This window comes from Mycobacterium kyogaense, from assembly GCF_036946525.1.
In the GTDB taxonomy this organism is placed as follows: domain Bacteria; phylum Actinomycetota; class Actinomycetes; order Mycobacteriales; family Mycobacteriaceae; genus Mycobacterium; species Mycobacterium kyogaense_A.
Genome location: NZ_JAQIIY010000016.1, coordinates 110,828 through 134,501 on the forward strand (window position 1 = coordinate 110,828; position 23,674 = coordinate 134,501).

Here is a 23,674-nt window from a genome sequence, read left to right on the forward strand (position 1 = left end):
TGGTCTAGAACGACAGGTCGGGCTCGGCGGGGGCGAAGTAGGCGGCCACGTCGGCCTCGGTGACCGCGTCCAGCGTCGCAGGGGACCACTGGGGGTTGCGGTCCTTGTCGATGACCTGCGCCCGGATGCCCTCGACCAGATCATGGGAGCGCAGCGCCGCGCAGGACACCCGGAACTCTTGGCGCAGAACGTCTTCCAGCGTCGTCAGCGATCGGGCACGCCGCACGGCTTCCAGTGTCACGGACAGCGCGATGGGGGAACGCGAGCTGATCAGCTCGGCGGCCTCCGTGGCGGCGGGGTCCCCCTCGTTTCGCAGGGCATCGAGGATCTCGGCAACAGACTCACCCGCGTAGCAGCGATCGATCCACTCACCATGGGTCGCCACTTCGCTGGGCGGCGGTTCCTGGGCATGGGCGCTGACTGCGTGGTGCACGCCGTCGGTCTCGATCGCCGCGACGAACTGTGCGAGATCGGCGTGAGGCACGTAGTGATCGGCGAAACCCATGGCGATCGCGTCGGCCCCGCGGAACGGCGCTCCTGTCAACGCCGCGTGGACGCCGAGCAGGCCGGGCGCGCCGGCCAGGATGCGGGTGCCGCCGACGTCGGGCACGAAGCCGATGCCCACCTCCGGCATGGCCATCTTGGTGGTGTCGGTGACCACGCGGACGTCGCCGTGCGCGCTGATGCCCACGCCGCCGCCCATCGTAATGCCGTCCATCAGTGCGACATACGGCTTGGGGTAGCGGCCGATGTAGGCATTGAGGAGGTATTCGTCGAACCAGAACCGACGGGCCTCGGCGCCGCCGGCCTTGGCGCTGTGGAAGATCGCGACGATGTCACCGCCGGCGCACAGACCGCGCTCGCCGGCCCCGGACACGACGACCGCGCGGACGTCGTCGTCGTGCTCCCACGCCGTCAGGGCCGCCGAGATCTCGGTGACCATCGGGTGGGTCAGCGAGTTGATCGCCTTGGGCCGGTTGAGGGTCAGGTGCCCGACTCCGTCGCGCACCGTTACTAGGAGATCCTCGCTTCCGTCCACGCCAGCAATCTAGATCGTCGCCCCTGATCGGAGGGCGCCGGGTAAGGTTCCTGTGAGAAGGCTGGGAACAGATTCGATTTCTCGGGAACTGTCCCGACACCTCGATCGTTCAACCGTTGTTCGGCACAGGCCGCAACACGACATCAGGAAAGGAACCGACGGTGCGCGAGAGCAGCAACCCGGTATTCCGCTCATTGCCCAAGGGGCAGCAGCAGGGCGGATACGCGCAGTTCGGTACCGCAGCCGCCGGCTACGGCGCTCAGGCGGTACAGGCCGACCCCTACACGACGCAGTACCCGGATCAGCAGCAGCGCGGTGTCGCGCGTCCGCTGACCATCGACGACGTCGTCACCCGCACCGGCATCACGCTGGCCGTGGTCACGGCGGTCGGTGTCGTGTCGTACTTCCTGGTGGCACAGAACATCGGCCTGATGATGCCGTTCACGCTCGTCGGCGGCCTCGGCGGTTTCGCCCTGGTGATGATCGCGACGTTCGGGCGCAAGCAGGACAACCCGGCCATCGTGCTGTCGTACGCGGCGCTCGAGGGGCTGTTCCTGGGCGCGGCGTCATTCCTGTTCGCGAACCTGGTTTCCAGCGGTGGCCCCGGCATGATCGCCCAGGCGGTCTTCGGCACGGTCGGCGTGTTCGCCGGCATGCTGGTCGTCTACAGGACGGGTGCCATCCGCGTCACCCCGAAGTTCACCCGCATGATGGTCGCCGCACTGTTCGGCGTGATGGCCATCGCACTGCTCAACCTGGTGCTTGCGCTGTTCGGCGTCGGTGGCGGCGAGGGCTTCGGCCTGCGCAGCGGCGGCCCGCTGGCGATCATCTTCTCGCTGGTCTGCATCGGCCTGGCGGCGTTCATGTTCCTGATCGACTTCGACTCGGCCGACCAGATGATTCGCGCTGGTGCGCCGGAGAAGGCGGCGTGGGGCATCGCGCTGGGCCTGACCGTCACCCTGGTGTGGCTGTACCTCGAGATCCTGCGGCTGTTGAGTTACTTCAACAACGATTAGTCATCGTATCGAGAAGGGCGCTCACCGAGAGGGTGGGCGCCCTTTTTCGTGTGGTGTGCTCACAGATCGCGCGCCGGCCGCAGATCGCGATCTGAACGCACACCAGCGCGAGAGTCATCCCCAGGCGGTACCGCGTGTCTGGTGTGGCGGCGTGGTGGCTGGGACTGTCGATCAATGTCGGGACTCGCGTGGCCATTTCTGGGGACGGAAGCACTGGCGGCCGGGCGCGTGAAGAAACATCACCTGCGGAGCCGCTATCGGCCGCTGCTCCCGAACGTCTACGTGCCTACCGGTGTGACGCCCACGCTCGCTCAGCGCACCACCGCTGCGTGGCTGTGGACCGGCCGCCGGGGTGTGGTGGCCGGCGCGGCTGCTGCCGCACTGCACGGTGCTCGCTGGATACCCGATGACGAAGCAGTCGAATTGATGTGGCGAAACGCTCGGCCACCCGGAGGGATAGTCACCCGTCGGGACCGGCTCGGCGACGACGAGGTGGTTCGCGTCGGGGGACTGCCGGTGACCTCGGTGACTCGCACGGCGTTCGATCTCGGTCGGCTGACGCGCGGGGACAACGGCGTCGTCCGGCTGGATGCGCTGGGCAACGCGTCGGCGTTTGATCCGAACGCCGTGCTGGCGCTGGCCGAGACGCACGCAGGATCGCCGGGCATACCCCGTCTTCGCGATGCCTTGGCTCGGCATGACCCGGGCGCCGAGTCGCCGCGCGAGACGTGGGTGCGCCTGCTGCTGATACGCGCGGGATTTCCCCGACCCCGAACTCAGATCCCCGTCCGCGACGACTTCGGCAGGGCGCGCTACTACCTCGACATGGGATGGGAAGACGCCGGTGTCGCCGTCGAGTACGACGGCGACCACCACCGCGAGCGAGCTGTGTTCGCCGACGACATCATTCGGGCGGAGTTCATCGCCGGACGTGGATGGTCACGGGTGCGCGTCGTCGCCGGACAACGAGAAGCCGACATCGTCGACCGTGTCGCGCGGGCACGGGCCGCTGGTGTGCGCTCAGAGCGTTGCGCAGGCTGAGATCGCGATCTGAGTGCACACCAGGGCGCGCCGGGGAACTAGGAGAGGCGCTCCACGACCATCGCCATGCCCTGCCCGCCGCCCACACACATCGTCTCGATGCCGAAGGTCTTGTCGTGCGTGGCGAGGTTGTTCAGCAGCGTGGCGGTGATCCGGGCGCCGGTCATGCCGAACGGATGCCCGAGCGCGATCGCGCCACCGGAGACGTTGAGCTTCTCCTCGTCCATACCGAGCTCGCGCGCCGAGCCCAACACCTGCACCGCGAACGCCTCGTTGATCTCATAGAGGTCGATATCCGAGATCGACATCTTTGCGCTGGCCAGCGCCTTGCGCACGGCCTCGATCGGACCGAGACCCATGATCTCCGGCGACAGGCCCGACACTCCGGTCGACACGATGCGCGCCAGCGGGGTCAGCCCCAGCTCCTTGGCCTTGGTGTCGCTCATGATCACGACCGCGGCCGCACCATCGTTGAGCGGACACGCGTTGCCCGCGGTGATCGTGCCGTTGGGCCGGAACACCGGCTTCAGCTGGCTGACGGCCTCGTAGGTGGTGCCGGCGCGCGGGCCGTCGTCGGTGGTGACGACGGTCCCGTCGGGCAGCGTGACGGGCGTGATCTCGCGCTCGAAGAAGCCGCTCTTGATGGCTTCCTCGGCACGGTTCTGCGACCGCACGCCCCAGTGGTCCTGATCCTCACGGCTGATCCCGGTGAACAGTGCGACGTTCTCCGCCGTCTGACCCATGGCGATGTAGACGTCGGGAAGCAGGCCGTCCTCGCGGGGGTCGTGCCACTCGGTCGCGCCTGCGGCGGCCTGCTCGGTGCGTGACATCGCGTCGGCGTAGCGCTCGTTCTTCGAATCCGGCCAGCCGTCGGAGGTGCCCTTCAGGAAGCGCGACACCGTCTCCACGCCGGCAGAGATGAACGCGTCACCCTCGCCGGCCTTGATCGCGTGGAACGCCATGCGCGTGGTCTGCAGCGACGACGAGCAGTACCGGTTGACCGTGGTGCCGGGCAGGAAGTCGTAGCCCAGCTGCACCGCCACGGTGCGGCCGATGTTGAATCCCGCCTCACCGCCGGGCTGACCGCAGCCCAGCATCAGGTCGTCGATCTCGCGGGGATCCAGCGCCGGCACCTTGTCGAGCACGGCCTTGACCATCTGTGCGGCCAGGTCGTCGGGACGCATGGACACCAGGGAGCCCTTGTTGGCCCGACCGATAGGGGAGCGGGCGGTGGCGACGATGACTGCTTCGGGCATGAGAACTCCTCGGTAGACAGCGAGAACGTGTCTGTGAACCTAGCTCGCAGCCATGACGATCGGCGCGGGCACCCCGGTGGAGCGGCGCCACAGCCGGCCGATGTTGCCGATCCGCGACAGCAGTGAGCCCTCACCCGAGCGGGACTCCAATGCCGCTTCGGTCGGTTCGCTTCCGACGAATTCTCCGAGCGCGGCGCACAGCGCGGGCAGCAGTTGCTGGGCAGCCAGGGAGTAGCCCGCCGCCGACGGATGGAACATGTCCTGTGAGAACAGCTCATCCGGCGCCTTGTAGAAGTGCGGTGCCAGCAGATCGGAGAACGGCACCGGCACGCCGCCTGCGGCCCGCACCTCGCCGGCCTGAGCGCGCGCCAACCGCAGGCCGCGGCTGCGCGCCACCCAGCGAAGGGGCTGCGGAATCGCCTTGATGACACCGAAATCGGGGCAGGTGCCGACGACGACGACCGCGCCGCTGCTCCGAAGCCGCTGCACGGCACGGCCGAGTCGCCGTGCCGACGGCCCGACGCCGTTGGGGGCGGTGATGTCGTTGGCGCCGATCATGATCACCGCCGCATCCGGTGGCGGACCTGCGACGAACATCGCGTCGATCTGACCGGACAACCCCTTGGAGGTCGCGCCGACGATCGCCTTGGTGCTGAGCCGGATGCGCTTGCCCGACTCCTTCGCCAGGCCGCTGGCCAGCAGCACGCCGGGTACCTCGTCGGCGGTCCGACACCCGTAGCCGGTGGCGGTGGAGTCGCCGAAGATCATCAAGTGCAGGTCGAAAGGGACGCCGCGGTACCAGCGTGTCACCGGCCCGCCATCGGGCAGGTAGACGCCGTCGGCGCGGGGCGGGACGTCCCAGGATTTCGGGATGACGCGGCGGGCCTGATCGGCCTGTCCGGTCAGCAGGTTGCGCGCACCGACGTAGGCCGACCCGGTGGAGGCCAGCGTTGCGACGGCCGCCAGCGCGACGGTCGACCGGCGGACGTGAGGAGCACGGCGGCTGAAGCCCACGGCTGCGAGTTTAGGTGGCCGTTGGACGGGCACGCGGTAGGGCAACGGAATCCGCGGTCACAGTGCGGTATCAACTCCGGTATCAATCGCGTTTAAACGATTGTGATAATGGTTACAGATGCCAAGCTAAGTAACGAGCTTGTCTGAGTATCTTGGCTGATCCCGTACTACAACGGCGTAGGGAGTGGTGGCGATGACGGCACCGAGCAAGGTCCCCAGTACTGCACATCTGGGTGTCCGGCCAGGTCGAGGACACAAACCGCGTCGTTTCCCGGTCAGTGACGGGGCGCCCGTCGAGGTCGTCGAGGACGGCCCGAGCATCGCAGGACGCGTCATGGGGCTGGCCGCGATGGCGACCATCAAGCCGTTCCTCTCCGTCGGCAGCTACGCCCCCAAGCTGCCGTGGCCCTGGGGGCTGGTGGACTTCGCGGCCCGCGTCATCCGCCCGGTCCCCGGCACCGTGCGCGCGACGATCGCGCTGCCCCACTGCACGGCACAGCTGGTGCGTGCCGCCGGTGTCCTGCCCGCCGACGGCAAGCGCAGCGTCATCCTCTACATGCACGGTGGCGCGTTCCTGACCTGCGGCGTGCACACCCACGGCCGCCTGGTGACCGCGCTGTCGCGGTACGCCGATGCGCCAGTCCTCGTCGTCAACTACCGGATGATCCCGAAACACTCCGTGGGCACCGCGCTCGACGACTGTTTCGATGCCTACCGCTGGCTGCGGGAGACCGGCTACGAGCCGGACCAGATCGTGCTCGCCGGCGACTCCGCGGGCGGCTACCTGGCACTCTCGCTCGCCGAGCGCCTGCAGTTCGAAGGTTTCGAGGGCTACGGCGCCGAGACTCCCGCGGCCGTCGTCACGATGTCGCCGCTGTTCGAGATCGACAACGAGGGACGCGCAGAGCATCCCAACATCCGCAGCGATGTCATGTTCCCGCCCAAGGCTTTTCATGCCCTGACGGAACTCATCGAGCAGGCTGGATCGAAGCGGGTCGTCAACGGTGAGCCCGAAGAGGTCTACGAACCGCTCGATCACATCGAGCCGGGCCTGCCTCGCACCCTGATCCACGTCTCCGGGTCGGAGGTCTTGCTCAGCGACGCGCGCAAGGCAGCGCGTCTGCTCGCAGCGTCCGGGGTACCGGTGGAGGTGCGCATCTGGCCCGGTCAGATGCACGTGTTCCAGATCTGCGCTCCCGCGGTGCCCGAGGCCAATCGGTCGATCAAGCAGATCGGCGAGTACATCCGAGAGGCCACCTGGTAGTCGCCTGACGGGCCTGAGACGATGGACGCATGCGCATCGCCCGGCACGTCAGTGAACTCATCGGCAACACCCCTCTGGTTCAACTGAACTCGACGGTTCCGCCCGGTTCGGGCACGGTGGCGGCCAAGGTCGAGTACCTCAACCCGGGCGGCAGTTCCAAGGACCGCATCGCGGTCAAGATGATCGACGCCGCCGAGGCCAGCGGCCAGCTCAAGCCGGGCGGCACCATCGTCGAGCCGACGTCGGGAAACACCGGTGTGGGCCTGGCGTTGGTCGCCCAGCAGCGCGGCTACAAGTGCATCTTCGTCTGCCCTGACAAGGTCAGCGAGGACAAGCAGAACGTGCTGCGCGCCTACGGCGCCGAGGTCGTGGTGTGCCCGACCGCCGTCGCGCCCGACGACCCCGACAGCTACTACAGCGTTTCCAACCGGCTGGTGACCGAGATCGACGGGGCATGGAAGCCCGACCAGTACTCCAACCCGATGGGCCCCGAGAGCCACTACGAGACGACCGGGCCGGAGATCTGGGCCGACACCGACGGCAAGATCACCCATTTCGTGGCCGGCGTGGGCACCGGCGGCACCATCACCGGTGCCGGCCGCTACCTCAAGGAGGTCAGCGACGGCCGGGTCAAGGTCGTCGGCGTCGACCCGGAAGGGTCGGTGTACTCGGGCGGGACCGGGCGGCCCTACCTGGTCGAGGGGGTCGGCGAGGATTTCTGGCCCACGGCGTATGACCCCGCGGTGCCCGACGAGATCATCGCCGTGTCCGACGCCGACTCCTTCGAGATGACCCGGCGGCTGGCCCGCGAAGAGGCGCTGCTGGTCGGCGGATCGTGCGGGATGGCCGCCTACGCGGCCATTCAGGTGGCCGAACGCGAAGGTCCCGACGCGCTGGTGGTCGTCCTGCTGCCCGACGGCGGACGCGGCTACCTGTCGAAGATCTTCAACGACGGCTGGATGTCGTCCTACGGGTTCCTCCGCAGCCGGCTCGACGGGTCGGTCTCGGAGTCCACGGTCGGCGACGTGTTGCGCGGCAAGTCCGGGGCGCTGCCGGACCTGGTGCACACCCACCCCGCGGAGACGGTCCGCGACGCGATCGGCATCCTGCGCGAGTACGGCGTGTCCCAGATGCCGGTGGTCGGCGCCGAGCCCCCGGTGATGGCGGGTGAGGTGGCCGGCAGTGTCTCCGAACGCGAGCTGCTCTCCGCGGTGTTCGAGGGGCGCGCGAAGCTCGCCGACGCCGTCAGTCAGCACATGAGCCCGGCGTTGCCGTTGATCGGTGCGGGCGAACTGGTGAGCACGGCGGCCAAGACACTGCGCGAGTGCGATGCGGTGATGGTGGTCGAAGAGGGCAAGCCGGTGGGTGTGCTGACGCGGCACGACCTGCTGGGCTACCTGTCCGACACCAGCTCGCGACGCTGAGCACGCAGCGGGTAAAACCGCTGTTCGCAGCCGTCTCTCAGGTATGGTGATCTCGCTTGCTGCCAGCTAAGAAACAGACTGGAGGCACCATGGGCGCGCAACCGCCGGGGTCTCGGCTGTCCCCGCCGTATGTGGATCGGTTGTCTCGCTGCCGAATTCAGTCTGCACGCCGTGGCTTGGCCGGTTGCTCGCCAGACTTTGTCCAGCACTGAACCATCCGAGCCGAGGAGGAAGATTCGATGACTGACAACCCGGGCGGTTACCCGCCCCCTGGTGGATACCCGCCTCCCGGCGGTCAGCCGACCCCCCAGGGCGGCTACACACCGCCGCCCCCGCCCGGGGGCTATCCGCCTCCGCCGCAAGGCAATTACCCTCCCGGCGGATTCCCGCCCCAGCAGCAGGGTTACCCGCAGGCGGCGCCCGCGCTGCCCAAAGAGGCGTACACGTCGTGGTTGACGCGCGTTGCCGCGTGGTTCATCGACTACATCCCGGTGTTCATCATCGTCGGGCTCGGGCAGGGCATCGCGATCCTGACCGGTGACAACAACTGCGAGAACATCAACGGCGGATACGCCTGCACGTCGAGCTACTCCGTCGTCGGCACGCTGGTGTCGTTCCTGGCGTCGGTGCTCACCCTCGTCTACGTGGTGTGGAACTACGGGTATCGGCAGGGAACGACGGGCTCGAGCATCGGCAAGTCCGTGATGAAGTTCAAGGTCGTCAGCGAAAAGACTTACCAGCCCATCGGTTTCGGGCTGTCCGTGGTTCGCCAGTTGGCCCACATCGTGGACACGATCATCTGCTACATCGGCTATCTTTTCCCGCTGTGGGATGGCAAGCGCCAGACGCTGGCCGACAAGATCATGACCACGGTGTGTCTCCCGCTCACCCCGCAGGGGCAGCACGGGCAGCAGCCGACGCACCACTACTGAGCCGAGCCGATCGGCGTCGGTGCTACAGCGCCGGCGCCGGTCGCCGAGCCAGGTGCCGGGTGGACAGCGTCACGGCTCGCAGCGCTACCGTGGCAGCATGAGCGAGCAGCGCAGCGCATCCGAGCACTTCCGGGCACTGGGACCGGCCACCAAAGCCATCCACGCCGGCTACCGGCCCGACCCCGCCACCGGCGTGGTCAACCCCCCGATCTATGCCAGCTCGACGTTCGCCCAGGACGGTGTCGGAGGGCTGCGCGGCGGCTTCGAGTACGCGCGCACCGGGAATCCCACCCGCGCCGCGCTGGAATCGGCGCTGGCTGCGGTCGAATCCGCGACCTACGGCCGCGCATTCAGCTCCGGCATGGCCGCCACCGATTGCGCGCTCCGCGCCATCCTGCGGCCGGGTGATCACCTCGTCATCCCCGACGACGCCTACGGCGGCACGTTCCGGCTCATCGACAAGGTGTTCGCGCTGTGGGGGATCAGCTACACCGCGGTCGCACTCGGTGATCTGGACAAGGTGCGGGCCGCCGTCACCGACCGCACGAAGCTGATCTGGGTCGAGACGCCGACGAACCCACTGTTGTCGATCGCCGACATCGCCGGCATCGCGTCGCTGGCCGGCGAGCGCGGCGTGAAAGTGTTGGTGGACAACACCTTCGCCTCACCCGCTCTGCAGCAACCGGTGCTGCTCGGCGCCGACATCGTGCTGCACTCGACCACCAAGTACATCGGCGGGCACTCCGATGTCGTCGGCGGCGCACTGGTCACCAATGACGAGGCCCTCGACGACGCATTCGCCTTCCTGCAGAACGGGGCCGGCGCGGTGCCGGGCCCGTTCGACGCGTACCTCACGATGCGCGGGCTCAAGACACTGCCGCTGCGGATGCAGCGGCACAGCGAGAATGCCGCTGCCATCGCCGAATTCCTCGCTGGGCATCCCGCTGTGGAGACCGTTCTCTACCCGGGCCTGGCCGATCATCCCCACCACGACGTGGCCGCCAAGCAGATGAGCGGATTCGGCGGAATGGTGTCGGCGCGCCTCAAGGGTGGCCCGCAGGCCGCGCGCGACTTCTGTGCGCGCACCGACATCTTCATCCTGGCCGAGTCGCTCGGCGGGGTGGAGTCGCTGATCGAGTACCCGGGGGCGATGACGCATGCCTCGACCGCGGGGGTCGCAACTCGAGGTGCCCGACGATCTGGTGCGCCTGTCGGTCGGCATCGAAGACGTCGCCGATCTGCTCGGCGATGTCGAGCAGGCACTCGCTTAGGTCAGCTCCGCCAACGCCTGGCGCACCGCCGACGCGGTGACCGCCAGGTTGATCTCCGCGAGCCCGGTCGCCGACTCGTCCAGCCAACTGCCACTGGCGATTTCGCCGGCCCGGGCGTGCACCCAACGCCACCCGCGGTCGTTGAGACTGAGCAGCGCGCCGAGTCCGTCGGCGGCGTGGAGCACCGTGATGGTCGCCGCGGTGGCCGCACTCGGCGGTCTGCGCTCGAACAGCGCCGCCATCAGCGCGTCGCGGGCAGGCCCGACTCGGCGGCGATCGGTCAGCAACGTGCTCGTGCGTCGTCGCAGCACGCCCGAACGCACGGGCACGCGACGGATCTGGCCGCTCCGCTCCAGATGCTCGGCCAGCAGGCGTTCCGCGGATCGGCCCAGCACCTTGATCGCCTGACCGGGCCGCCGCGGGGCTGCGCGTAGATACTCCAGCGCCGGCGCCGTCACTGGGTCGACGGGGCCGACCGCGTCGAGCGCGATCAGATGCCCCTGCGGTGCCGGTTCGCCGTCGACCGTCGGGCGCACCTGGCAGGCATGTGCGATGTCGAGCAGGGTGGCGGCAGCCAGCACGTGCGCCCGCCGCGGATCGTCCAGGCCGGGTTGGCCGGATGCGTTGTCGATCAGGAGAAGAAACAGCTCTTCAGCGAACTGCGCCACGCCGGGTCAGCCGTGATAGGGCTCCGCGGAGACCAGCGTGACCTTCACGGTGTTGCCGTTGGGCACGGTGTAGGTCCGCGTCTCGCCTTCCTTGGCGTCGAGCAGCGCGCCGCCGAGCGGAGAGTTCGGCGAGTACACCTCGAGCTTGCCGTCGGTGACACCCTCCTGACGGGTACCGATCAGGAACGTCTCGGTGTCGCTCTGGTCGTCGTCGTAGTACACCTTGACCACCGAGCCGGGCAGCGCGACGCCGGACTGCTTGGGCGCCTCGCCGACCTTGGCGGTGTTGAGCAGCTCCTGCAGCTGACGAATCCGGGCTTCCTGCTGGCCCTGCTCTTCGCGAGCGGCGTGGTAGCCGCCGTTCTCCCGCAGGTCGCCCTCTTCACGGCGGTCGTTGATCTCGGCCGCGATGACGGGTCGGTTGGCGATCAGCTGGTCGAGTTCGGCCTTCAGCCGGTCGAACGCTTCTTCGGTCAGCCAGGTGACCTGGGTGTCAGTCATGTCGGCGCGCTCCTGTCGTCGTCGCTTTCAGCGCTGTGTGCGTGAAAAGTTCTCGGGCACGGTGCCGGGGCGGTGCTGAGGCACCCAACGATGTATCAGCGTGTATCAGTGTGTATTGCCACAATCACCGTCGTCGTAGCGGCGCTCAAATGCAGCAATACACGGCCCCAGCAGGAACCGTGTACTCGTCCATGATAGCACCGGGCAGCCACCCGATTTTCACGTTTTCGCAGTCCGCGGTTGGTTGCGGAGCGGTCTGCCTACCCGCCCACCAGGTAGGACGGCACGTCGGTGCCGCACCCGTAGACATCGCCGACCACCGCCGGCCGCGACGTCGTCACCGTCGTCCTGACCTGCACGGTTTCCGCCGACGACGGTGCCACCAGGAGCTCGCGGCGGCCCACTTCGTCACCGTCATAGGACCGGGCCCGCACGATACACACCACCGGCTTGGACGGGTCGTCGCGGGAGATGCTCGCCGTCACCTCCACCGTGCGGTCGTCGACGACGCGGTACCCGCCGAGCTCGCCCTTGACCTCCGGGGAGCCCAGCCGATCGAACGCCACCGCGGCGATCGCCACACCGAGCGCTATCACCGCGACGAACAGTCCGATGATGAGCCGACGGTTGCTGCGACGACTACGCTTCGGTGCGCCGTAGCGCTCCGAGGGTCGGTCCAGGGGCCGGTCGATCATCTCGTTTTGCATGCCCGTCGTTCGGATGGGTGTACTAGGACTGGAACTATAGGACGTGTCGGTTCTGTTGAACTTGACCGTGAGTGTCCATCCACGTGAGCAGCTAAGAGGGAACACGTTGAGCGAACTGCGGTTGATGGCCGTGCACGCGCACCCCGACGACGAGTCCAGCAAGGGCGCGGCGACGATGGCCCGTTACGTCGACGAGGGCGTGCGGGTGATGGTGGTGACGCTGACCGGTGGGGAACGCGGCGACATCCTGAACCCGGCGATGGATCTGCCCGAGGTGCACGGCCGGATACACGAGATCCGCCGCGAGGAGATGGCCAAGGCGGCCGCGATCCTCGGCGTGGAGCATCACTGGCTGGGCTTCATCGACTCGGGCTTGCCCGAGGGCGACCCGCTGCCGCCGCTGCCGGAGGGCTGCTTCGCGCTGGAGCCGCTCGAGGTGCCCACCGAGGCGCTCGTGCGGGTGATCCGCGACTTCAAACCCCACGTCATGACGACCTATGACGAGAACGGCGGCTACCCGCACCCCGACCACATCATGTGCCACAAGGTGTCGGTCGCGGCGTACGAGGCGGCTGCCGACCATCTGCTCTACCCCGACGCCGGCGAACCGTGGGCAACGCACAAGCTCTACTACAACCACGGTTTCCTGCGGCAGCGCATGCAGGTGCTGCAGGACGAGTTCGCCAGGAACGGCCAGGAGGGTCCGTTCGCGAAGTGGCTGGAGAGTTGGGATCCGGAGATCGACCTGGCCGACAAGCGGGTGACGACGCGCATCGAATGCGCGAAGTACTTTCCCCAGCGCGACGAGGCGCTGCTCGCGCACGCCACCCAGATCGACCCGAAGAGCTTCTTCTTCACCACCCCGATGGAGTGGCAGCAGCGGTTGTGGCCGACCGAGGAGTTCGAGCTCGCCCGGTCCCGCGTCCCGGTGTCGCTGCCCGAGACCGACCTGTTCACCGGAATCGACGAACGGAACTGAGCTCATGGTGACCGCGCTGGCCGTCGACATCCTGGCCCAGAACCCGCCCCAGCAGAGCGGACCCGATTTCGGGAAGGCCAGCCCGTTCGGCCTCATCGTGATCGTGGTGCTGCTCATCGCTGTTTTCGGCCTGGTGTGGTCGATGAACCGGCACCTGAAGAAGGTGCCGGCATCGTTCGACACCGACGCAGACGAGACCGGTTCGGACACCGGTGTCTCCGGCGCCGACCCCGACCTGGCCGCGGGCAACCCGGCGGACCCGGCGGGGCGCCGTGAGCCCGACGCCGGGACGTAACAGCCTCGGGGCCGCGCTGAGCCCCTATCTGCGCCAGCACGCCGACAACCCGGTGCACTGGCAGCAATGGGGTGCCGAGGCGCTGGCCGAGGCCGTCGCCCGCGATGTGCCCATCCTGCTGTCGATCGGCTACGCGGCCTGCCACTGGTGCCACGTGATGGCCCACGAGTCGTTCTCTGACGACGAGGTGGCCGACGCCGCCAACGCCGGGTTCGTCTGCATCAAGGTGGACCGGGAGGAACGGCCCGATCTCGACGCGGTCTACATGGCGGCGACAGTGGCGCTGACCGGGCAGGGCGGCTGGCCGATGACGTGCTTCCTGACCCCTGACGGCCGCCCCTTCTTCTGCGGCACGTACTACCCGAAAACAACCTTCCTGCAACTGCTCTCGGCGGTCAGCGAGACGTGGCGGAATCGCCGCGACGAGGTGGAGCAGGCGTCCGACCACATCGCAGGCGAACTGCAGACCGCCGGTCTGCCAGCGGGCGCACCGGTGACCGCGGAGCTGTGCGACGGCGCGGTCGAGGCGGTGCTCGCCGACGAGGACACGGTGCACGGCGGATTCGGTGGTGCCCCGAAGTTCCCGCCGTCGGCGCTGTTGGAGGCACTGCTGCGCCACCACGAACGCACCGGCGCGGAGTCGGCTTTGGCGGCGGTGGCCCGCGCGTGTCGAGCGATGGCGCGCGGTGGCCTCTACGACCAGCTCGCCGGCGGGTTCGCCCGCTACAGCGTGGACGCGGCGTGGGTGGTGCCGCACTTCGAGAAGATGCTCTACGACAACGCGTTGCTGCTGCGGGCCTATGCGCACTGGGGACGGCTGTCCGCTGATCGGCTGGGGCGCAGAGTGACTCGCGAGACCGCGAGGTTCCTGCTCAACGATCTGCGCCGCGACGGCCTGTTCGTCTCGTCGCTGGACGCCGACGCCGCGGGACGCGAAGGATCGACGTACGTGTGGACTCGTGGGCAGCTGCGCGACGCGCTCGGCGACGACTCAGGCTGGGCTGCCGAGCTTTTCGGCGTGACAGACGAGGGTAGCTTCGAGCACGGCGCGTCGGTGTTGCAGCTGCGCGCGGAGCCGACGGATGCGGCGCGTTTCGACACCGTGCGGGCGACCTTGCGCGCGGTGCGCGCCGAACGTCCGCAACCCGAGCGGGACGACAAGGTCGTCACCGCGTGGAACGGCCTCGCGATCACCGCGCTGTGCGAGGCAGGCGTCGCGCTGGCCGAACCCGAACTGGTCGAGGCGGCCGCGTCCTGCGCGGACACCGTTCTGCATCTGCACATGTGCGACGGCCGGCTGCGCCGCACCAGCCTCGGTGGTGTCGTCGGCCCCAGCGCGGCGATCCTCGACGATCACGCGGCTCTGGCGACCGGCCTCCTCACGCTGCACCAGGTCAGCGGTGAGCAGCGTTGGCTCGACGCTGCCATCGAGATCCTCGACCTCGCGCTGGATCACTTCGCCGACCCGGACCGCCCTGGCCGCTTCTACGACGTCGCCGACGATGCCGAGCAGCTGCTGATGCGGCCCGCCGATCCGTTCGACGGGGCCACGCCCTCGGGTGCGTCGTCGATAGCGGAGGCGCTGATGCTGGCGGCGCACCCGCTCCCGCAGACCGGGCGGGCCGCTACGCCGACGCGTTCGACGCCACGCTCGCGGCGGCCGCGACGCTGCTGGCGCGAGCGCCCCGTTCGGCCGGGCACTGGCTCGCGGTCGCCGAGGCAGCCGTGCGTGGCCCGATCCAGATCGCGGTGTCGTGCGCGGACCCGGCGACGTCGGATCTGCTGAGGGCCGCCCGCGCGTTGGCGCCCGGTGGGTCCGTCGTCGTCGGCGGGCCGGTCGACACGTCGGAACTGCTACGAGACCGGCCGCAGATCAGCGGCAGCGACGGCTCCGAGGACGCGGCCTACGTGTGCCGCGGGCGGGTGTGCGATCTGCCGGTTCCTACGGCCGGCGAACTCGCTGCCGCGCTGAGGCCGTCCGTGTAGCGTTGCGGCTCATGAGCTTCGAGCCCGACGCCCTACGCGGTTTCGTCCAGCGCTACCTCGACACGGTCGCCAACGGCAAGGCCGAGGATGTCGCGGCGCTCTACGCCGAGGACGCCACGCTCGAGGACCCGGTGGGCTGCGGCGAAGTGCACATCGGCAGGCAGGCCATCGCCGGGTTCTACAAGGGGATGGAAGGCGATCACGACATCACCACCGAGCTGCTGACGTTCCGCGCGGGCGGGCACGAGGCCGCGTTCACATTCGCGATCACCGTGGGCGGTGCGATGCGGATCGAGCCGATCGAGGTGATGGTGTTCGACGGCGACGGCAAGATCACCTCGATGAAGGCCTACTGGGGCCAGGAGAACATCACCCCGCTCTAGGGGAGTTCGCCATCCCCGGCGAGCGTGCGTGTCTGCACCCGAATCGCCGCAATTTCGGGGAGTTTGCGCACGCTCGCGTGCATCAGCGGCGTGCATCGAGACGTGCATCACGAGCGGTTGCCTGCGCGGCGTGAGTCCGTCACGGCCGGGCGACGAGCGTGCGTGGAGTTCGCGGAAATGCGGGAGTGTCGACTGCAGACACGCACGCTCGCGCCAGGACTTAGCCGGAGAAGACGGCGAACCACATGGCGATGTAGTGGCAGATCGCCGCGACGGCCGTGCAGGCGTGGAAGAACTCGTGATGGCCGAACGTCGTGGGCCACGGGTTCGGCCACTTCAACGCATACAGCACACCGCCGATGCTGTAGAGCGCACCGCCCACGATCAGCAGCACCACCGCGGCCACCCCGGCGCCCTGCATGATCGGCCCGATGAACCACGCCGCCACCCAGCCCAGAAGTATGTAGAGCGGCGTCCCCACCCAGCGCGGCGCCGACGGCCAGAACATCTTCAGCAGTACCCCGGCGAGCGCACCGCTCCACACGATCCAGAGCAGGACCCGACCGCTGTCCTCGGGAAGTGCGAGCACCGCGAACGGCGTGTAGCTGCCGGCGATGAACACGAAGATCATCGAGTGGTCGGCGCGCTTCATCCACGTGCGTGCGGTCGTCGACGTCCAGTTCACCCGGTGGTAGGTCCCGCTGACGGTGAACATCGCGACGATCGTCAACGTGTAGACCAGCGTCGCGATACCGGCCTGGGTCGACTGCACCGACCAGGAGACCGCGACGAGCGTCGCGCCGCAGATGACGGCGATCACCGCGGAGTAGACGTGAATCCACCCCCGCAACCGCGGCTTGCCCAGGAATTGGGCGACGCCTTCTGCGACGGCCTCGGGCAGATCCTCGGGTTCCCCGGGCCTGTCGGCGGTGTACCAGGGCTCCAGAGATGTCGGCATTTCACCTCCGCTGACTGGCGTGGACAATCCATCGGCCACAGTAGTCTGGATCATCGTGGACCTCATTCCGCGGCGGCTCAAGGAACCGGCCTACCGGCTCTACGAGTTGCGGCTGCGACAGGAGCTGTCCCGGCAGAAATCCGAGCTCCCGCGCCATATCGCCGTGCTGTGCGACGGCAACCGGCGGTGGGCCCGTGAGCTCGGCCACGACGACGTCGCGTTCGGTTACCGCGCGGGCGCAGAGCGGATCGCCGAGATGCTGCGCTGGTGCGCCGACGCCGGCATCGAGATGGCCACGGTCTACCTGCTCTCCACCGAGAACCTGCAGCGCGACGCCGACGAACTGGCGGCGCTGATCGACATCATCACCGACGTCGTCGAGGAGATCTGCGCACCCGCCAATCAGTGGAGTGTGCGCACGGTCGGTGACCTCGAGCTGATCGGCCAGGAGCCTGCCCGCCGGCTGCGCGAGGCGGTGCAATCAACCGACGGCAACGGTGGCCATTTCCACGTCAACGTCGCCGTCGGCTACGGCGGCCGGCAGGAGATCGTCGACGCGGTCCGCGCCCTGCTGAGCAAGGAGCTGGCCAACGGCGCCACGGGCGACCGGCTGATCGAAGCCGTCACCGCAGAGGCGATTTCAGAGAACCTCTACACCTCCGGACAACCCGATCCCGATCTGGTGATCCGGACCTCGGGCGAGCAGCGGCTCTCGGGGTTCCTGCTCTGGCAGAGCGCCTACTCGGAGATGTGGTTCACCGAGGCGTACTGGCCGGAGTTCCGGCGGGTCGACTTCCTGCGGGCGCTGCGCGACTACAGCGCCAGGCATCGACGCTACGGGCGTTAGGGCCTCGTGATGGTCGGCGTGATGCTCGGCCTGTCCGCCGCGGTGTTCGCACTGAGCTGGTGGCTGGGTCTCTATCTGCTGGCCCGCGATCCCCGCAAACCCATGTTGGCGCTCGCCGCGGTGGGCCTCACCGGCTTCGCGGCCGTCGTCGCACTCGACGCCGTACGCACAGGCGCGGGGGTCGAGGCGCTCGGCCGGATAGAGATCTACCTCGTCGCGGTGCCGGGGGTGGCCTGGTTCGCGGTGCTGCTGGAGATGTCGCGCCCGCGCGACGCCGCACGCGGGCGGGCCCGCGAGGCCGTGCTCGTCGCCGCGGTCGCCGTCGTCGCCGTGACCGGAGCCGCGATGGCCGGTGACGTCGAGGGCCCGCTGCGGCTCGGTCACTGGGTGCTGTTCGCGGCGGTCTCCGTCCCTGCCGTCGGCGCGCTGCTGGCCGCGATCCTGCGCCGGCACCAGCCGCGGCCCGTCGTCGGGTTCGTCGTCGTCGCCACGCTGTTCTTCGCGCTCGGGAACGCCATCCTGGTCATCCCGCTCGGCCTGGTCCCCAGCTGGCTCGCACTCGCCTCGACAGGCTTCGACGTCGGCCTGCTCGGAGTCGCCGTCGCCCTCGGCGACGCCTTCGACGAGGGGCAGGCGCTACGCAAGGACATGCTGCGCTCCGCACTGGGCACGGCGGCGGTCGCGGTGCTGTTCGGTGGGCAGGTGCTGCTCGGAGTGGCCGTCTCCGGGCCGGGCGTCACGCTGGTCGTGCTGCTGTTCAGCAGCCTCGCGATCGCGATCACCGTCAACGTGCTGGCCGATCCGCTGGCCGGGCTGCTCGACCGGCTCGCGTTCTCCCGGACCCCCGCGCTGAGCGCCGAACGCGCGGCGCTGCGCAGCACCGAGGCCGCGCTGCCGCGGCGTGCCGCAAGCCCTCTCGACGACATGGATGACGAGACGTTCGTGCGCGTCACCCGCCGCGCCCTCGGCCACTACGCCGACCTGTCCAAGCTCGTCGCCAGCCCACTGACGGCGCTGCCGATCGTCGACGAGCGCCTCGTCCGGCGCGGGGCGCCCGATCACCCGCTGGAGCGTGCCAACGAGCTCCGGGCCCTGCTGGCTGAGCGCATCGCCGGCCTGAAACCCCGCGACGGCAACGACTTCGGGACCACCGAGGCGTGGCGGCACTACAACGCGCTGTACTTCCCGTACGTCGTCGGTGTCCGCGCCTACGCGCAGAACGCGACCGCGGCCGGGCTGGACCCGGTGGCGCGCCGCGCGTGGCAGTGGCTGGCCACCGAGGTGCCGCAGCGCTCGCTGCACAACTGGCAGAACGCCGCCGCGCGCGTCATCGCCACCGACCTGAAGAGCAGCCTCGTCGACGTGCGCTGACCTGCGATTGGCAGCGTTTGGCAGCAATCGGTGTCGATCTGGCACCGGCATCGGAGCACCGTCGGTGCCATGACCGCCATCACCCATCGTCCCGTCGGGGCGAGCCGACCCGACGACCAGCTGTTGCGCTTCGCCCTGCGCGCCGACGCCACACTGTGCGGCGGGGTCGGCCTCTTCGTCGCGATGGCCGCCGATCCGCTGGCCCGGCTGACCGGCGTGAGCGCGACGGTCGGGTGGCTCGCCGGCGCCGCGTTGGTCGCCTACGGCGCGCTGCTCTACAGCGCCGCACGGCTGACCAGCATCCGGCACGTGGGCGTGGCGGTCCTGACCGGTAACGCGCTGTTCGTCGCCGCCGTCGTCGCCGTCCTCGTGACCGGTGCGCTGGCGCTGACCGGCGCAGGCACCGCACTCGTGCTGACGTTCACGGCGGCCACCATCGGTCTGTCGTGGCTGCAGTACCTCGGGGTGCGCCACCTGGCGTGACCCCCTCATGGCTGGGACCGGAGTCGCCGTCGGAAGAGGTTACGGCGTCGGCTCCGGTACCGGTCCTTCGGAAAGGAATCCCTCATGACCGCCACCGTTTCGTCCCGCCTCGGCGCTGTGTCCTCCCGCCTCGGCGCGGAAAGTGACTCGCTGCTGCGCTTCGCGATGCGCGCCGACGCCGTGTGCAGCGGCCTCAGCGGAGTCGCGCTGCTGGCCCTCGCTCCGACGGTCGCCCGGGTGTCGGGGACGACGCCCACGATCGAGTACGCGACGGGTGCGTCCTTCGTCCTGTTCGCCGTCGTGGTGCTGGTGTTCGCGGCACGGCCGCGGATCCGCACGGCGGGGGCGGTGCTGGCCGCCGGCAACCTGCTGTTCAGCGTCGCGACTGTCGTCGTGGTGCTGGCCGGGGTGTGGCCGCTGACCACCGCCGGGGTGGCGTTGGTTCTCGGGACGGGTGTCTACACGCTGGTGATGGCCGAACTGCAGTTCCAGGGCGTGCGCCGGATCTCCGCTCGCGGCTAGAGCTTGCGCAGCCGCAGCCGGTTGATCGAGTGATCCGCGTCCTTGCGCAGCACCAGCGTGGCGCGCGGGCGGGTCGGCAGGATGTTGTCGATCAGGTTGGGGCGGTTGATCGAATGCCAGATGTCGCGGGCGGCGAAGACGGCCTGCTCGTCGGTCAGCGTGGAGTAGTGGTGGAAGTGCGAGGCCGGGTCGGCGAACGCCCCGGCCCGCATCGACAGGAACCGCGAGATGTACCACTCCTCGATGTCCTCGATGCGGGCGTCGACGTAGACCGAGAAGTCGAAGAGGTCCGACACCATCAGCGCGGGCCCGGTCTGCAGGACGTTGAGACCCTCCAGGATCAGGATGTCGGGGTGCGCGATGATCTGCTTCTCGCTCGGCACGATGTCGTAGAGCAGATGTGAGTACACAGGGGCGCACGCGGCGTCGACACCCGACTTGACCGCGGTGACGAAGCGCATCAGCGCCCGGCGATCGTAAGACTCGGGAAAACCCTTGCGATGCATCAGGTTTCGGCGCGACAGCTCGGCGTTGGGGTAGAGGAAACCGTCGGTGGTGACCAGATCCACCCGGGGGTGGTGTTCCCAGCGGGCGAGCAGTGCCTGCAGCACGCGCGCCGTGGTCGACTTACCGACAGCGACGCTGCCGGCCACGCCGATGACGAATGGGACAGGCCGGTCTGGATTCTGCTGCGGTTCCCCGAGGAAGTCGGCGGTGGTGTCGAACAGCGCCTGCCGCGCCGCCACCTGCAGGTGGATCAACCGGGCCAGCGGAAGGTAGACCTCTTCGACCTCGAGCAGGTCGATCTTCTCGCCGAGACCCCGCAACCTGACGAGTTCGTCCTCGGTCAGCTTCAGTGGCGTGGACATCCGCAGTCCCCGCCACTGCCGTCGGTCGAACTCCACATAGGGGCTGGGTTCGCTCAGCCGAGCCATGGGCACAGTGTTGCAGTTAGCGTGGTGGCCATGGACGCCGGTACTGGTTCTGAGTCCCTGGTGCGCGACTACCTGATGCTCGGGTTGCGGTTCGACCGCATCGAAGAGGGCTACGTCGACTCGTTCACCGGGGACCCCGCATTGCGCCGCGCGGTGGCCGACGAGCCCGCGCCCGACCCCGCCGACCTCGCGCGTGACGCGCGCCGGTTGCTCGGCGAACTGCCCGCGGGCCTCGACGCCGATCGCGCCGCGTTCGTCGGTGCGCATCTGCGCGCCCTCGAGTGCGCGGCCCGCACGTTCGCGGGCGAGAAGGTGGGGTTCGTCGACGAGGTCGAGGCGTACTTCGATGTGCGCATCGCCAAGGGTGACCCGGAGCGCTATCGCGAGGCGCACGCGAAGCTCGACGATGCGCTCGGAGGCACCGGCCCGCTGGCCGACCGGATCTCCGCCCACCGCGCGGCCGAGGAGATCCCGCCCGCTCGTCTGGAAGAGGCCATCCACGCCTTCTCCAGTGCCCTGCGCGACCGGGTCCGCGCGACGTTCCCGCTGCCGGAGCGCGAGACCATCACCTACGAGGTGGTCACGGACAAGCCGTGGTCGGGATTCAACTACTACCTCGGTGACTACCGGTCCACGGTCGCGGTCAACGCCGACCTCAAGCAGCAGATGGCGAATCTGCCGCGGCTGGTCGCCCACGAGTCCTACCCCGGCCACCACACCGAGCACTGCCGCAAGGAGGCCGGGCTCGTCGAGGGCAAAGGGCAGGCCGAGCAGACGATCTTCCTGGTCAACACGCCGCAGTGCCTGATGGCAGAGGGGCTGGCCGACCTGGCTTTGTACGCTGCCGTCGGGTCGGGCTGGGGGAGTTGGGCCGCCGAGATCTACGCCGACCTGGGCCTGCGGTTCGACGGGGCGCGGGCCGAGACGATCTCGGAGGCGACGGCCGCGCTGGCCGATGTCCGCCAGGACGCCGCGCTGATGCTGCACGACGAGCACCGCGACGTCGACGACGTCGTCGCGTTCCTGAAGCGTTGGCTGCTCGTCGACGACGAGCGCGCCCGCCAGATGCTGCGGTTCCTGTCCTCGCCGCTGTGGCGGGCCTACACCAGCACCTACGTCGAGGGCTATCGGCTGCTGCGCGGTTGGCTCGACGACCGGCCCGACGGCGTCACGCTGACCCAGCGGTTCACCACCCTGCTCGACGAACCGCTGATCCCGTCGTCGCTGCGGGCCGCCTGAGCCGCCGCCGGGTTTTCCGGGCGGGCCCGTCGCCGACTAGGCTCGACGGCATGACTGCCACCTCCGCCAAAGGTCAGGGCATCGAATACGCCGACACCGCGAGCGAGGCCTACCGCGCCGCCCTGCGGGTGATCGAGAGCGTGGAACCGCGCATCGCCGAGGCCACCCGCAAAGAGCTCGACGACCAACGGCATTCGCTCAAGCTGATCGCCAGCGAGAACTACGCCTCGCCGGCCGTGCTGCTGACGATGGGCACCTGGTTCTCCGACAAGTACGCCGAGGGCACCGTCGGGCACCGCTTCTACGCGGCCTGCCAGAACGTCGACACGGTCGAGGCGCTGGCCGCCGAGCACGCCCGCGAGTTGTTCGGGGCGTCCTACGCCTACGCCCAGCCGCACTCGGGCATCGACGCGAACCTGGTCGCCTACTGGGCGATCCTGGCCACCCGGGTCGAGACGCCGGGCCTGGCCGAGCTCGGCTCGAAGCACATCAACGACCTGTCCGAAGCGGACTGGGAGACGCTGCGCGCCAAGCTGGGCAACCAGAAGCTGATGGGCATGTCGCTGGACACCGGCGGGCATCTCACCCACGGGTTCCGGCCCAACATCTCGGGCAAGATGTTCCACCAGCGCCAGTACGGCACCAACCCGGAGACGGGGTTCATCGACTACGACGCCGTCGCCGCGGCGGTGCGCGAGTTCAAGCCGCTGATCCTGGTCGCCGGGTACTCGGCCTACCCGCGCCGCGTGAACTTCGCCAAGATGCGCGAGATCGCTGACGAGGTGGGCGCGACGTTGATGGTCGACATGGCGCACTTCGCCGGTCTGGTGGCGGGCAAGGTGTTCACCGGTGACGAGGATCCCGTGCCGCACGCGCACGTGGTGACGACGACGACGCACAAGTCGCTGCGCGGCCCGCGTGGTGGCCTGGTGCTGGCCACCGAGGAGTACGCGCCGGCGGTCGACAAGGGCTGCCCGATGGTGCTCGGCGGACCGCTCTCGCACGTGATGGCCGCCAAGGCCGTCGCGTTGGCCGAGGCCCGCCAGCCCGAATTCCGCACCTACGCGCAGGCCGTCGCCGACAACGCGCAGTCGCTGGCCGACGGATTCGTCAAGCGCGACGCCTCGTTGGTCACCGGCGGCACCGACAACCACCTGGTGCTGCTCGACGTCACGTCGTTCGGGCTGACGGGCCGGCAGGCCGAATCGGCGCTGCTGGACTCCGGCATCGTCACCAACCGCAACGCGATCCCGGCGGACCCGAACGGCGCCTGGTACACCAGCGGTATCCGCTTCGGCACCCCCGCGCTGACCACGCGCGGTTTTGGCGCCGACGAGTTCGACCGCGTGGCCGAGCTGGTCGTCGAAGTGCTGTCCAACACCTCACCTGCCGCGGGACCGAACGGACCGTCGAAGGCCAAGTACACGCTGGCCGACGGCACCGCAGACCGCGTGCGCGCGGCCGCCGCCGAGCTGCTGGAGGCCAACCCGCTGTACCCGGGTCTGACCCTCTGACACGAGGCCCGCGACACGACCGGGGAATT

At 68.9% G+C, this 23,674-nt stretch carries 22 protein-coding genes and 2 pseudogenes; 16 read left to right on the forward strand and 8 right to left on the reverse strand.

Going from position 1 to position 23,674, the window contains the following annotated elements; translation table 11 throughout:
• Positions 1-4 precede the first annotated feature (4 nt).
• On the reverse strand, positions 5-1,039 hold the full coding sequence (locus tag PGN37_RS14650; RefSeq protein WP_335331750.1) for an enoyl-CoA hydratase/isomerase family protein: 1,035 nt from the start codon (positions 1,037-1,039) through the stop codon (positions 5-7).
• Positions 1,040-1,200: 161 nt separating this feature from the next.
• Between PGN37_RS14650 and PGN37_RS14655 the strand changes: the two genes are divergently transcribed.
• Together PGN37_RS14655 and PGN37_RS14660 are read left to right on the forward strand one after the other, a co-directional pair.
• Complete coding sequence (locus PGN37_RS14655) at positions 1,201-2,055, forward strand: Bax inhibitor-1/YccA family protein (protein ID WP_335331751.1); 855 nt, start codon at positions 1,201-1,203, stop codon at positions 2,053-2,055.
• Between the two features lie 174 nt (positions 2,056-2,229).
• The gene (locus tag PGN37_RS14660) at positions 2,230-3,096 is read left to right on the forward strand and encodes an endonuclease domain-containing protein (RefSeq protein ID WP_335331752.1); all 867 of its coding nucleotides are present in this window, start codon (positions 2,230-2,232) and stop codon (positions 3,094-3,096) included.
• Positions 3,097-3,134: 38 nt separating this feature from the next.
• Here the strand turns inward: PGN37_RS14660 and PGN37_RS14665 are convergent, their stop codons facing one another.
• Both PGN37_RS14665 and PGN37_RS14670 read right to left on the reverse strand, forming a co-directional pair.
• Positions 3,135-4,352 (reverse strand): acetyl-CoA C-acetyltransferase, encoded by a 1,218-nt coding sequence (locus PGN37_RS14665; RefSeq protein WP_335331753.1) that lies wholly within the window; start codon positions 4,350-4,352, stop codon positions 3,135-3,137.
• 39 nt (positions 4,353-4,391) lie between these two features.
• Complete coding sequence (locus PGN37_RS14670) at positions 4,392-5,366, reverse strand: SGNH/GDSL hydrolase family protein (protein WP_335331754.1); 975 nt, start codon at positions 5,364-5,366, stop codon at positions 4,392-4,394.
• Between the two features lie 193 nt (positions 5,367-5,559).
• Here PGN37_RS14670 and PGN37_RS14675 point away from each other — a divergent pair, with 193 nt between their 5' ends.
• The 4 genes and pseudogenes from PGN37_RS14675 to PGN37_RS14690 all read left to right on the forward strand — a co-directional run bounded on the left by PGN37_RS14675 (position 5,560) and on the right by PGN37_RS14690 (position 10,257).
• A complete protein-coding gene (locus PGN37_RS14675) occupies positions 5,560-6,630 on the forward strand; it encodes an alpha/beta hydrolase (protein ID WP_335331755.1) in 1,071 nt (356 codons plus the stop codon).
• A gap of 29 nt (positions 6,631-6,659) precedes the next feature.
• The gene (locus tag PGN37_RS14680; protein ID WP_335331756.1) at positions 6,660-8,054 is read left to right on the forward strand and encodes a cystathionine beta-synthase; all 1,395 of its coding nucleotides are present in this window, start codon (positions 6,660-6,662) and stop codon (positions 8,052-8,054) included.
• A 239-nt stretch (positions 8,055-8,293) separates the two neighbouring features.
• Positions 8,294-8,986 (forward strand): RDD family protein, encoded by a 693-nt coding sequence (locus PGN37_RS14685; RefSeq protein ID WP_335331757.1) that lies wholly within the window; start codon positions 8,294-8,296, stop codon positions 8,984-8,986.
• A gap of 97 nt (positions 8,987-9,083) precedes the next feature.
• Positions 9,084-10,257: pseudogene (locus tag PGN37_RS14690) on the forward strand (cystathionine gamma-synthase).
• Here the strand turns inward: PGN37_RS14690 and PGN37_RS14695 are convergent.
• The 3 genes from PGN37_RS14695 to PGN37_RS14705 all read right to left on the reverse strand — a co-directional run bounded on the left by PGN37_RS14695 (position 10,254) and on the right by PGN37_RS14705 (position 12,133).
• Complete coding sequence (locus PGN37_RS14695) at positions 10,254-10,925, reverse strand: GOLPH3/VPS74 family protein (RefSeq protein WP_335331758.1); 672 nt, start codon at positions 10,923-10,925, stop codon at positions 10,254-10,256. The pseudogene PGN37_RS14690 and the gene PGN37_RS14695 sit on opposite strands and share 4 nt — an antisense overlap.
• A 6-nt stretch (positions 10,926-10,931) precedes the next feature.
• Positions 10,932-11,426: a transcription elongation factor GreA gene (gene greA, locus PGN37_RS14700; RefSeq protein WP_335331759.1), complete on the reverse strand. Its 495-nt coding sequence runs from the start codon at positions 11,424-11,426 to the stop codon at positions 10,932-10,934.
• 260 nt (positions 11,427-11,686) lie between these two features.
• A complete protein-coding gene (locus PGN37_RS14705; RefSeq protein WP_335331760.1) occupies positions 11,687-12,133 on the reverse strand; it encodes a DUF4307 domain-containing protein in 447 nt (148 codons plus the stop codon).
• A gap of 106 nt (positions 12,134-12,239) precedes the next feature.
• Here PGN37_RS14705 and mca point away from each other — a divergent pair, with 106 nt between their 5' ends.
• From mca to PGN37_RS14725, 4 genes and pseudogenes are all read left to right on the forward strand, one after another.
• On the forward strand, positions 12,240-13,112 hold the full coding sequence (mca, locus tag PGN37_RS14710) for a mycothiol conjugate amidase Mca (protein WP_335331761.1): 873 nt from the start codon (positions 12,240-12,242) through the stop codon (positions 13,110-13,112).
• 4 nt (positions 13,113-13,116) lie between these two features.
• On the forward strand, positions 13,117-13,407 hold the full coding sequence (locus PGN37_RS14715) for a hypothetical protein (protein WP_335331762.1): 291 nt from the start codon (positions 13,117-13,119) through the stop codon (positions 13,405-13,407).
• Positions 13,385-15,393, forward strand: a pseudogene (locus tag PGN37_RS14720) (thioredoxin domain-containing protein). The gene PGN37_RS14715 and the pseudogene PGN37_RS14720 overlap by 23 nt, the downstream one beginning before the upstream one ends.
• An 11-nt stretch (positions 15,394-15,404) precedes the next feature.
• Positions 15,405-15,776, forward strand: coding sequence for a nuclear transport factor 2 family protein (locus PGN37_RS14725; RefSeq protein WP_335331763.1), 372 nt, complete (start codon positions 15,405-15,407; stop codon positions 15,774-15,776).
• Between the two features lie 220 nt (positions 15,777-15,996).
• Here PGN37_RS14725 and trhA read toward each other — a convergent pair whose 3' ends face one another.
• On the reverse strand, positions 15,997-16,734 hold the full coding sequence (gene trhA / locus PGN37_RS14730; protein ID WP_335331764.1) for a PAQR family membrane homeostasis protein TrhA: 738 nt from the start codon (positions 16,732-16,734) through the stop codon (positions 15,997-15,999).
• A gap of 55 nt (positions 16,735-16,789) precedes the next feature.
• Between trhA and PGN37_RS14735 the strand changes: the two genes are divergently transcribed.
• From PGN37_RS14735 to PGN37_RS14750, 4 genes are all read left to right on the forward strand, one after another.
• Complete coding sequence (locus tag PGN37_RS14735; RefSeq protein WP_335331765.1) at positions 16,790-17,581, forward strand: (2Z,6E)-farnesyl diphosphate synthase; 792 nt, start codon at positions 16,790-16,792, stop codon at positions 17,579-17,581.
• Positions 17,582-17,602: 21 nt separating this feature from the next.
• Entirely contained in the window at positions 17,603-18,952 is a 1,350-nt protein-coding gene (locus tag PGN37_RS14740) for a hypothetical protein (protein ID WP_335331797.1), read from the forward strand.
• A 69-nt stretch (positions 18,953-19,021) separates the two neighbouring features.
• A complete protein-coding gene (locus tag PGN37_RS14745; protein ID WP_335331766.1) occupies positions 19,022-19,435 on the forward strand; it encodes a hypothetical protein in 414 nt (137 codons plus the stop codon).
• Positions 19,436-19,519: 84 nt separating this feature from the next.
• Positions 19,520-19,957: a hypothetical protein gene (locus PGN37_RS14750; protein WP_335331767.1), complete on the forward strand. Its 438-nt coding sequence runs from the start codon at positions 19,520-19,522 to the stop codon at positions 19,955-19,957.
• Here the strand turns inward: PGN37_RS14750 and coaA are convergent.
• Complete coding sequence (gene coaA, locus PGN37_RS14755) at positions 19,954-20,892, reverse strand: type I pantothenate kinase (RefSeq protein WP_335331768.1); 939 nt, start codon at positions 20,890-20,892, stop codon at positions 19,954-19,956. The two genes, PGN37_RS14750 and coaA, sit on opposite strands and share 4 nt — an antisense overlap.
• Before the next feature lie 30 nt (positions 20,893-20,922).
• On the opposite strand from coaA, the gene PGN37_RS14760 reads away from it, so the two are divergent.
• Positions 20,923-22,131, forward strand: coding sequence for a DUF885 domain-containing protein (locus PGN37_RS14760; RefSeq protein WP_335331769.1), 1,209 nt, complete (start codon positions 20,923-20,925; stop codon positions 22,129-22,131).
• A gap of 50 nt (positions 22,132-22,181) precedes the next feature.
• Positions 22,182-23,645: a glycine hydroxymethyltransferase gene (locus tag PGN37_RS14765; RefSeq protein WP_335331770.1), complete on the forward strand. Its 1,464-nt coding sequence runs from the start codon at positions 22,182-22,184 to the stop codon at positions 23,643-23,645.
• The last annotated feature ends 29 nt before the right edge of the window (positions 23,646-23,674 follow it).

What these genes read in the sequence shown, in the direction of transcription:
- PGN37_RS14660 (WP_335331752.1), top strand. Translation starts at nt 2,230, where the DNA reads ATGTCGGGACTCGCGTGGCCATTTCTGGGGACGGAAGCACTGGCGGCC.
- PGN37_RS14665 (WP_335331753.1), bottom strand. Translation starts at nt 4,352, where the DNA reads ATGCCCGAAGCAGTCATCGTCGCCACCGCCCGCTCCCCTATCGGTCGG.
- PGN37_RS14675 (WP_335331755.1), top strand. Translation starts at nt 5,560, where the DNA reads ATGACGGCACCGAGCAAGGTCCCCAGTACTGCACATCTGGGTGTCCGG.
- PGN37_RS14680 (WP_335331756.1), top strand. Translation starts at nt 6,660, where the DNA reads ATGCGCATCGCCCGGCACGTCAGTGAACTCATCGGCAACACCCCTCTG.
- PGN37_RS14685 (WP_335331757.1), top strand. Translation starts at nt 8,294, where the DNA reads ATGACTGACAACCCGGGCGGTTACCCGCCCCCTGGTGGATACCCGCCT.
- greA (WP_335331759.1), bottom strand. Translation starts at nt 11,426, where the DNA reads ATGACTGACACCCAGGTCACCTGGCTGACCGAAGAAGCGTTCGACCGG.
- PGN37_RS14705 (WP_335331760.1), bottom strand. Translation starts at nt 12,133, where the DNA reads ATGCAAAACGAGATGATCGACCGGCCCCTGGACCGACCCTCGGAGCGC.
- PGN37_RS14715 (WP_335331762.1), top strand. Translation starts at nt 13,117, where the DNA reads ATGGTGACCGCGCTGGCCGTCGACATCCTGGCCCAGAACCCGCCCCAG.
- PGN37_RS14725 (WP_335331763.1), top strand. Translation starts at nt 15,405, where the DNA reads ATGAGCTTCGAGCCCGACGCCCTACGCGGTTTCGTCCAGCGCTACCTC.
- trhA (WP_335331764.1), bottom strand. Translation starts at nt 16,734, where the DNA reads ATGCCGACATCTCTGGAGCCCTGGTACACCGCCGACAGGCCCGGGGAA.
- PGN37_RS14740 (WP_335331797.1), top strand. Translation starts at nt 17,603, where the DNA reads ATGCTCGGCCTGTCCGCCGCGGTGTTCGCACTGAGCTGGTGGCTGGGT.
- PGN37_RS14745 (WP_335331766.1), top strand. Translation starts at nt 19,022, where the DNA reads ATGACCGCCATCACCCATCGTCCCGTCGGGGCGAGCCGACCCGACGAC.
- PGN37_RS14750 (WP_335331767.1), top strand. Translation starts at nt 19,520, where the DNA reads ATGACCGCCACCGTTTCGTCCCGCCTCGGCGCTGTGTCCTCCCGCCTC.
- coaA (WP_335331768.1), bottom strand. Translation starts at nt 20,892, where the DNA reads ATGGCTCGGCTGAGCGAACCCAGCCCCTATGTGGAGTTCGACCGACGG.
- PGN37_RS14760 (WP_335331769.1), top strand. Translation starts at nt 20,923, where the DNA reads ATGGACGCCGGTACTGGTTCTGAGTCCCTGGTGCGCGACTACCTGATG.
- PGN37_RS14765 (WP_335331770.1), top strand. Translation starts at nt 22,182, where the DNA reads ATGACTGCCACCTCCGCCAAAGGTCAGGGCATCGAATACGCCGACACC.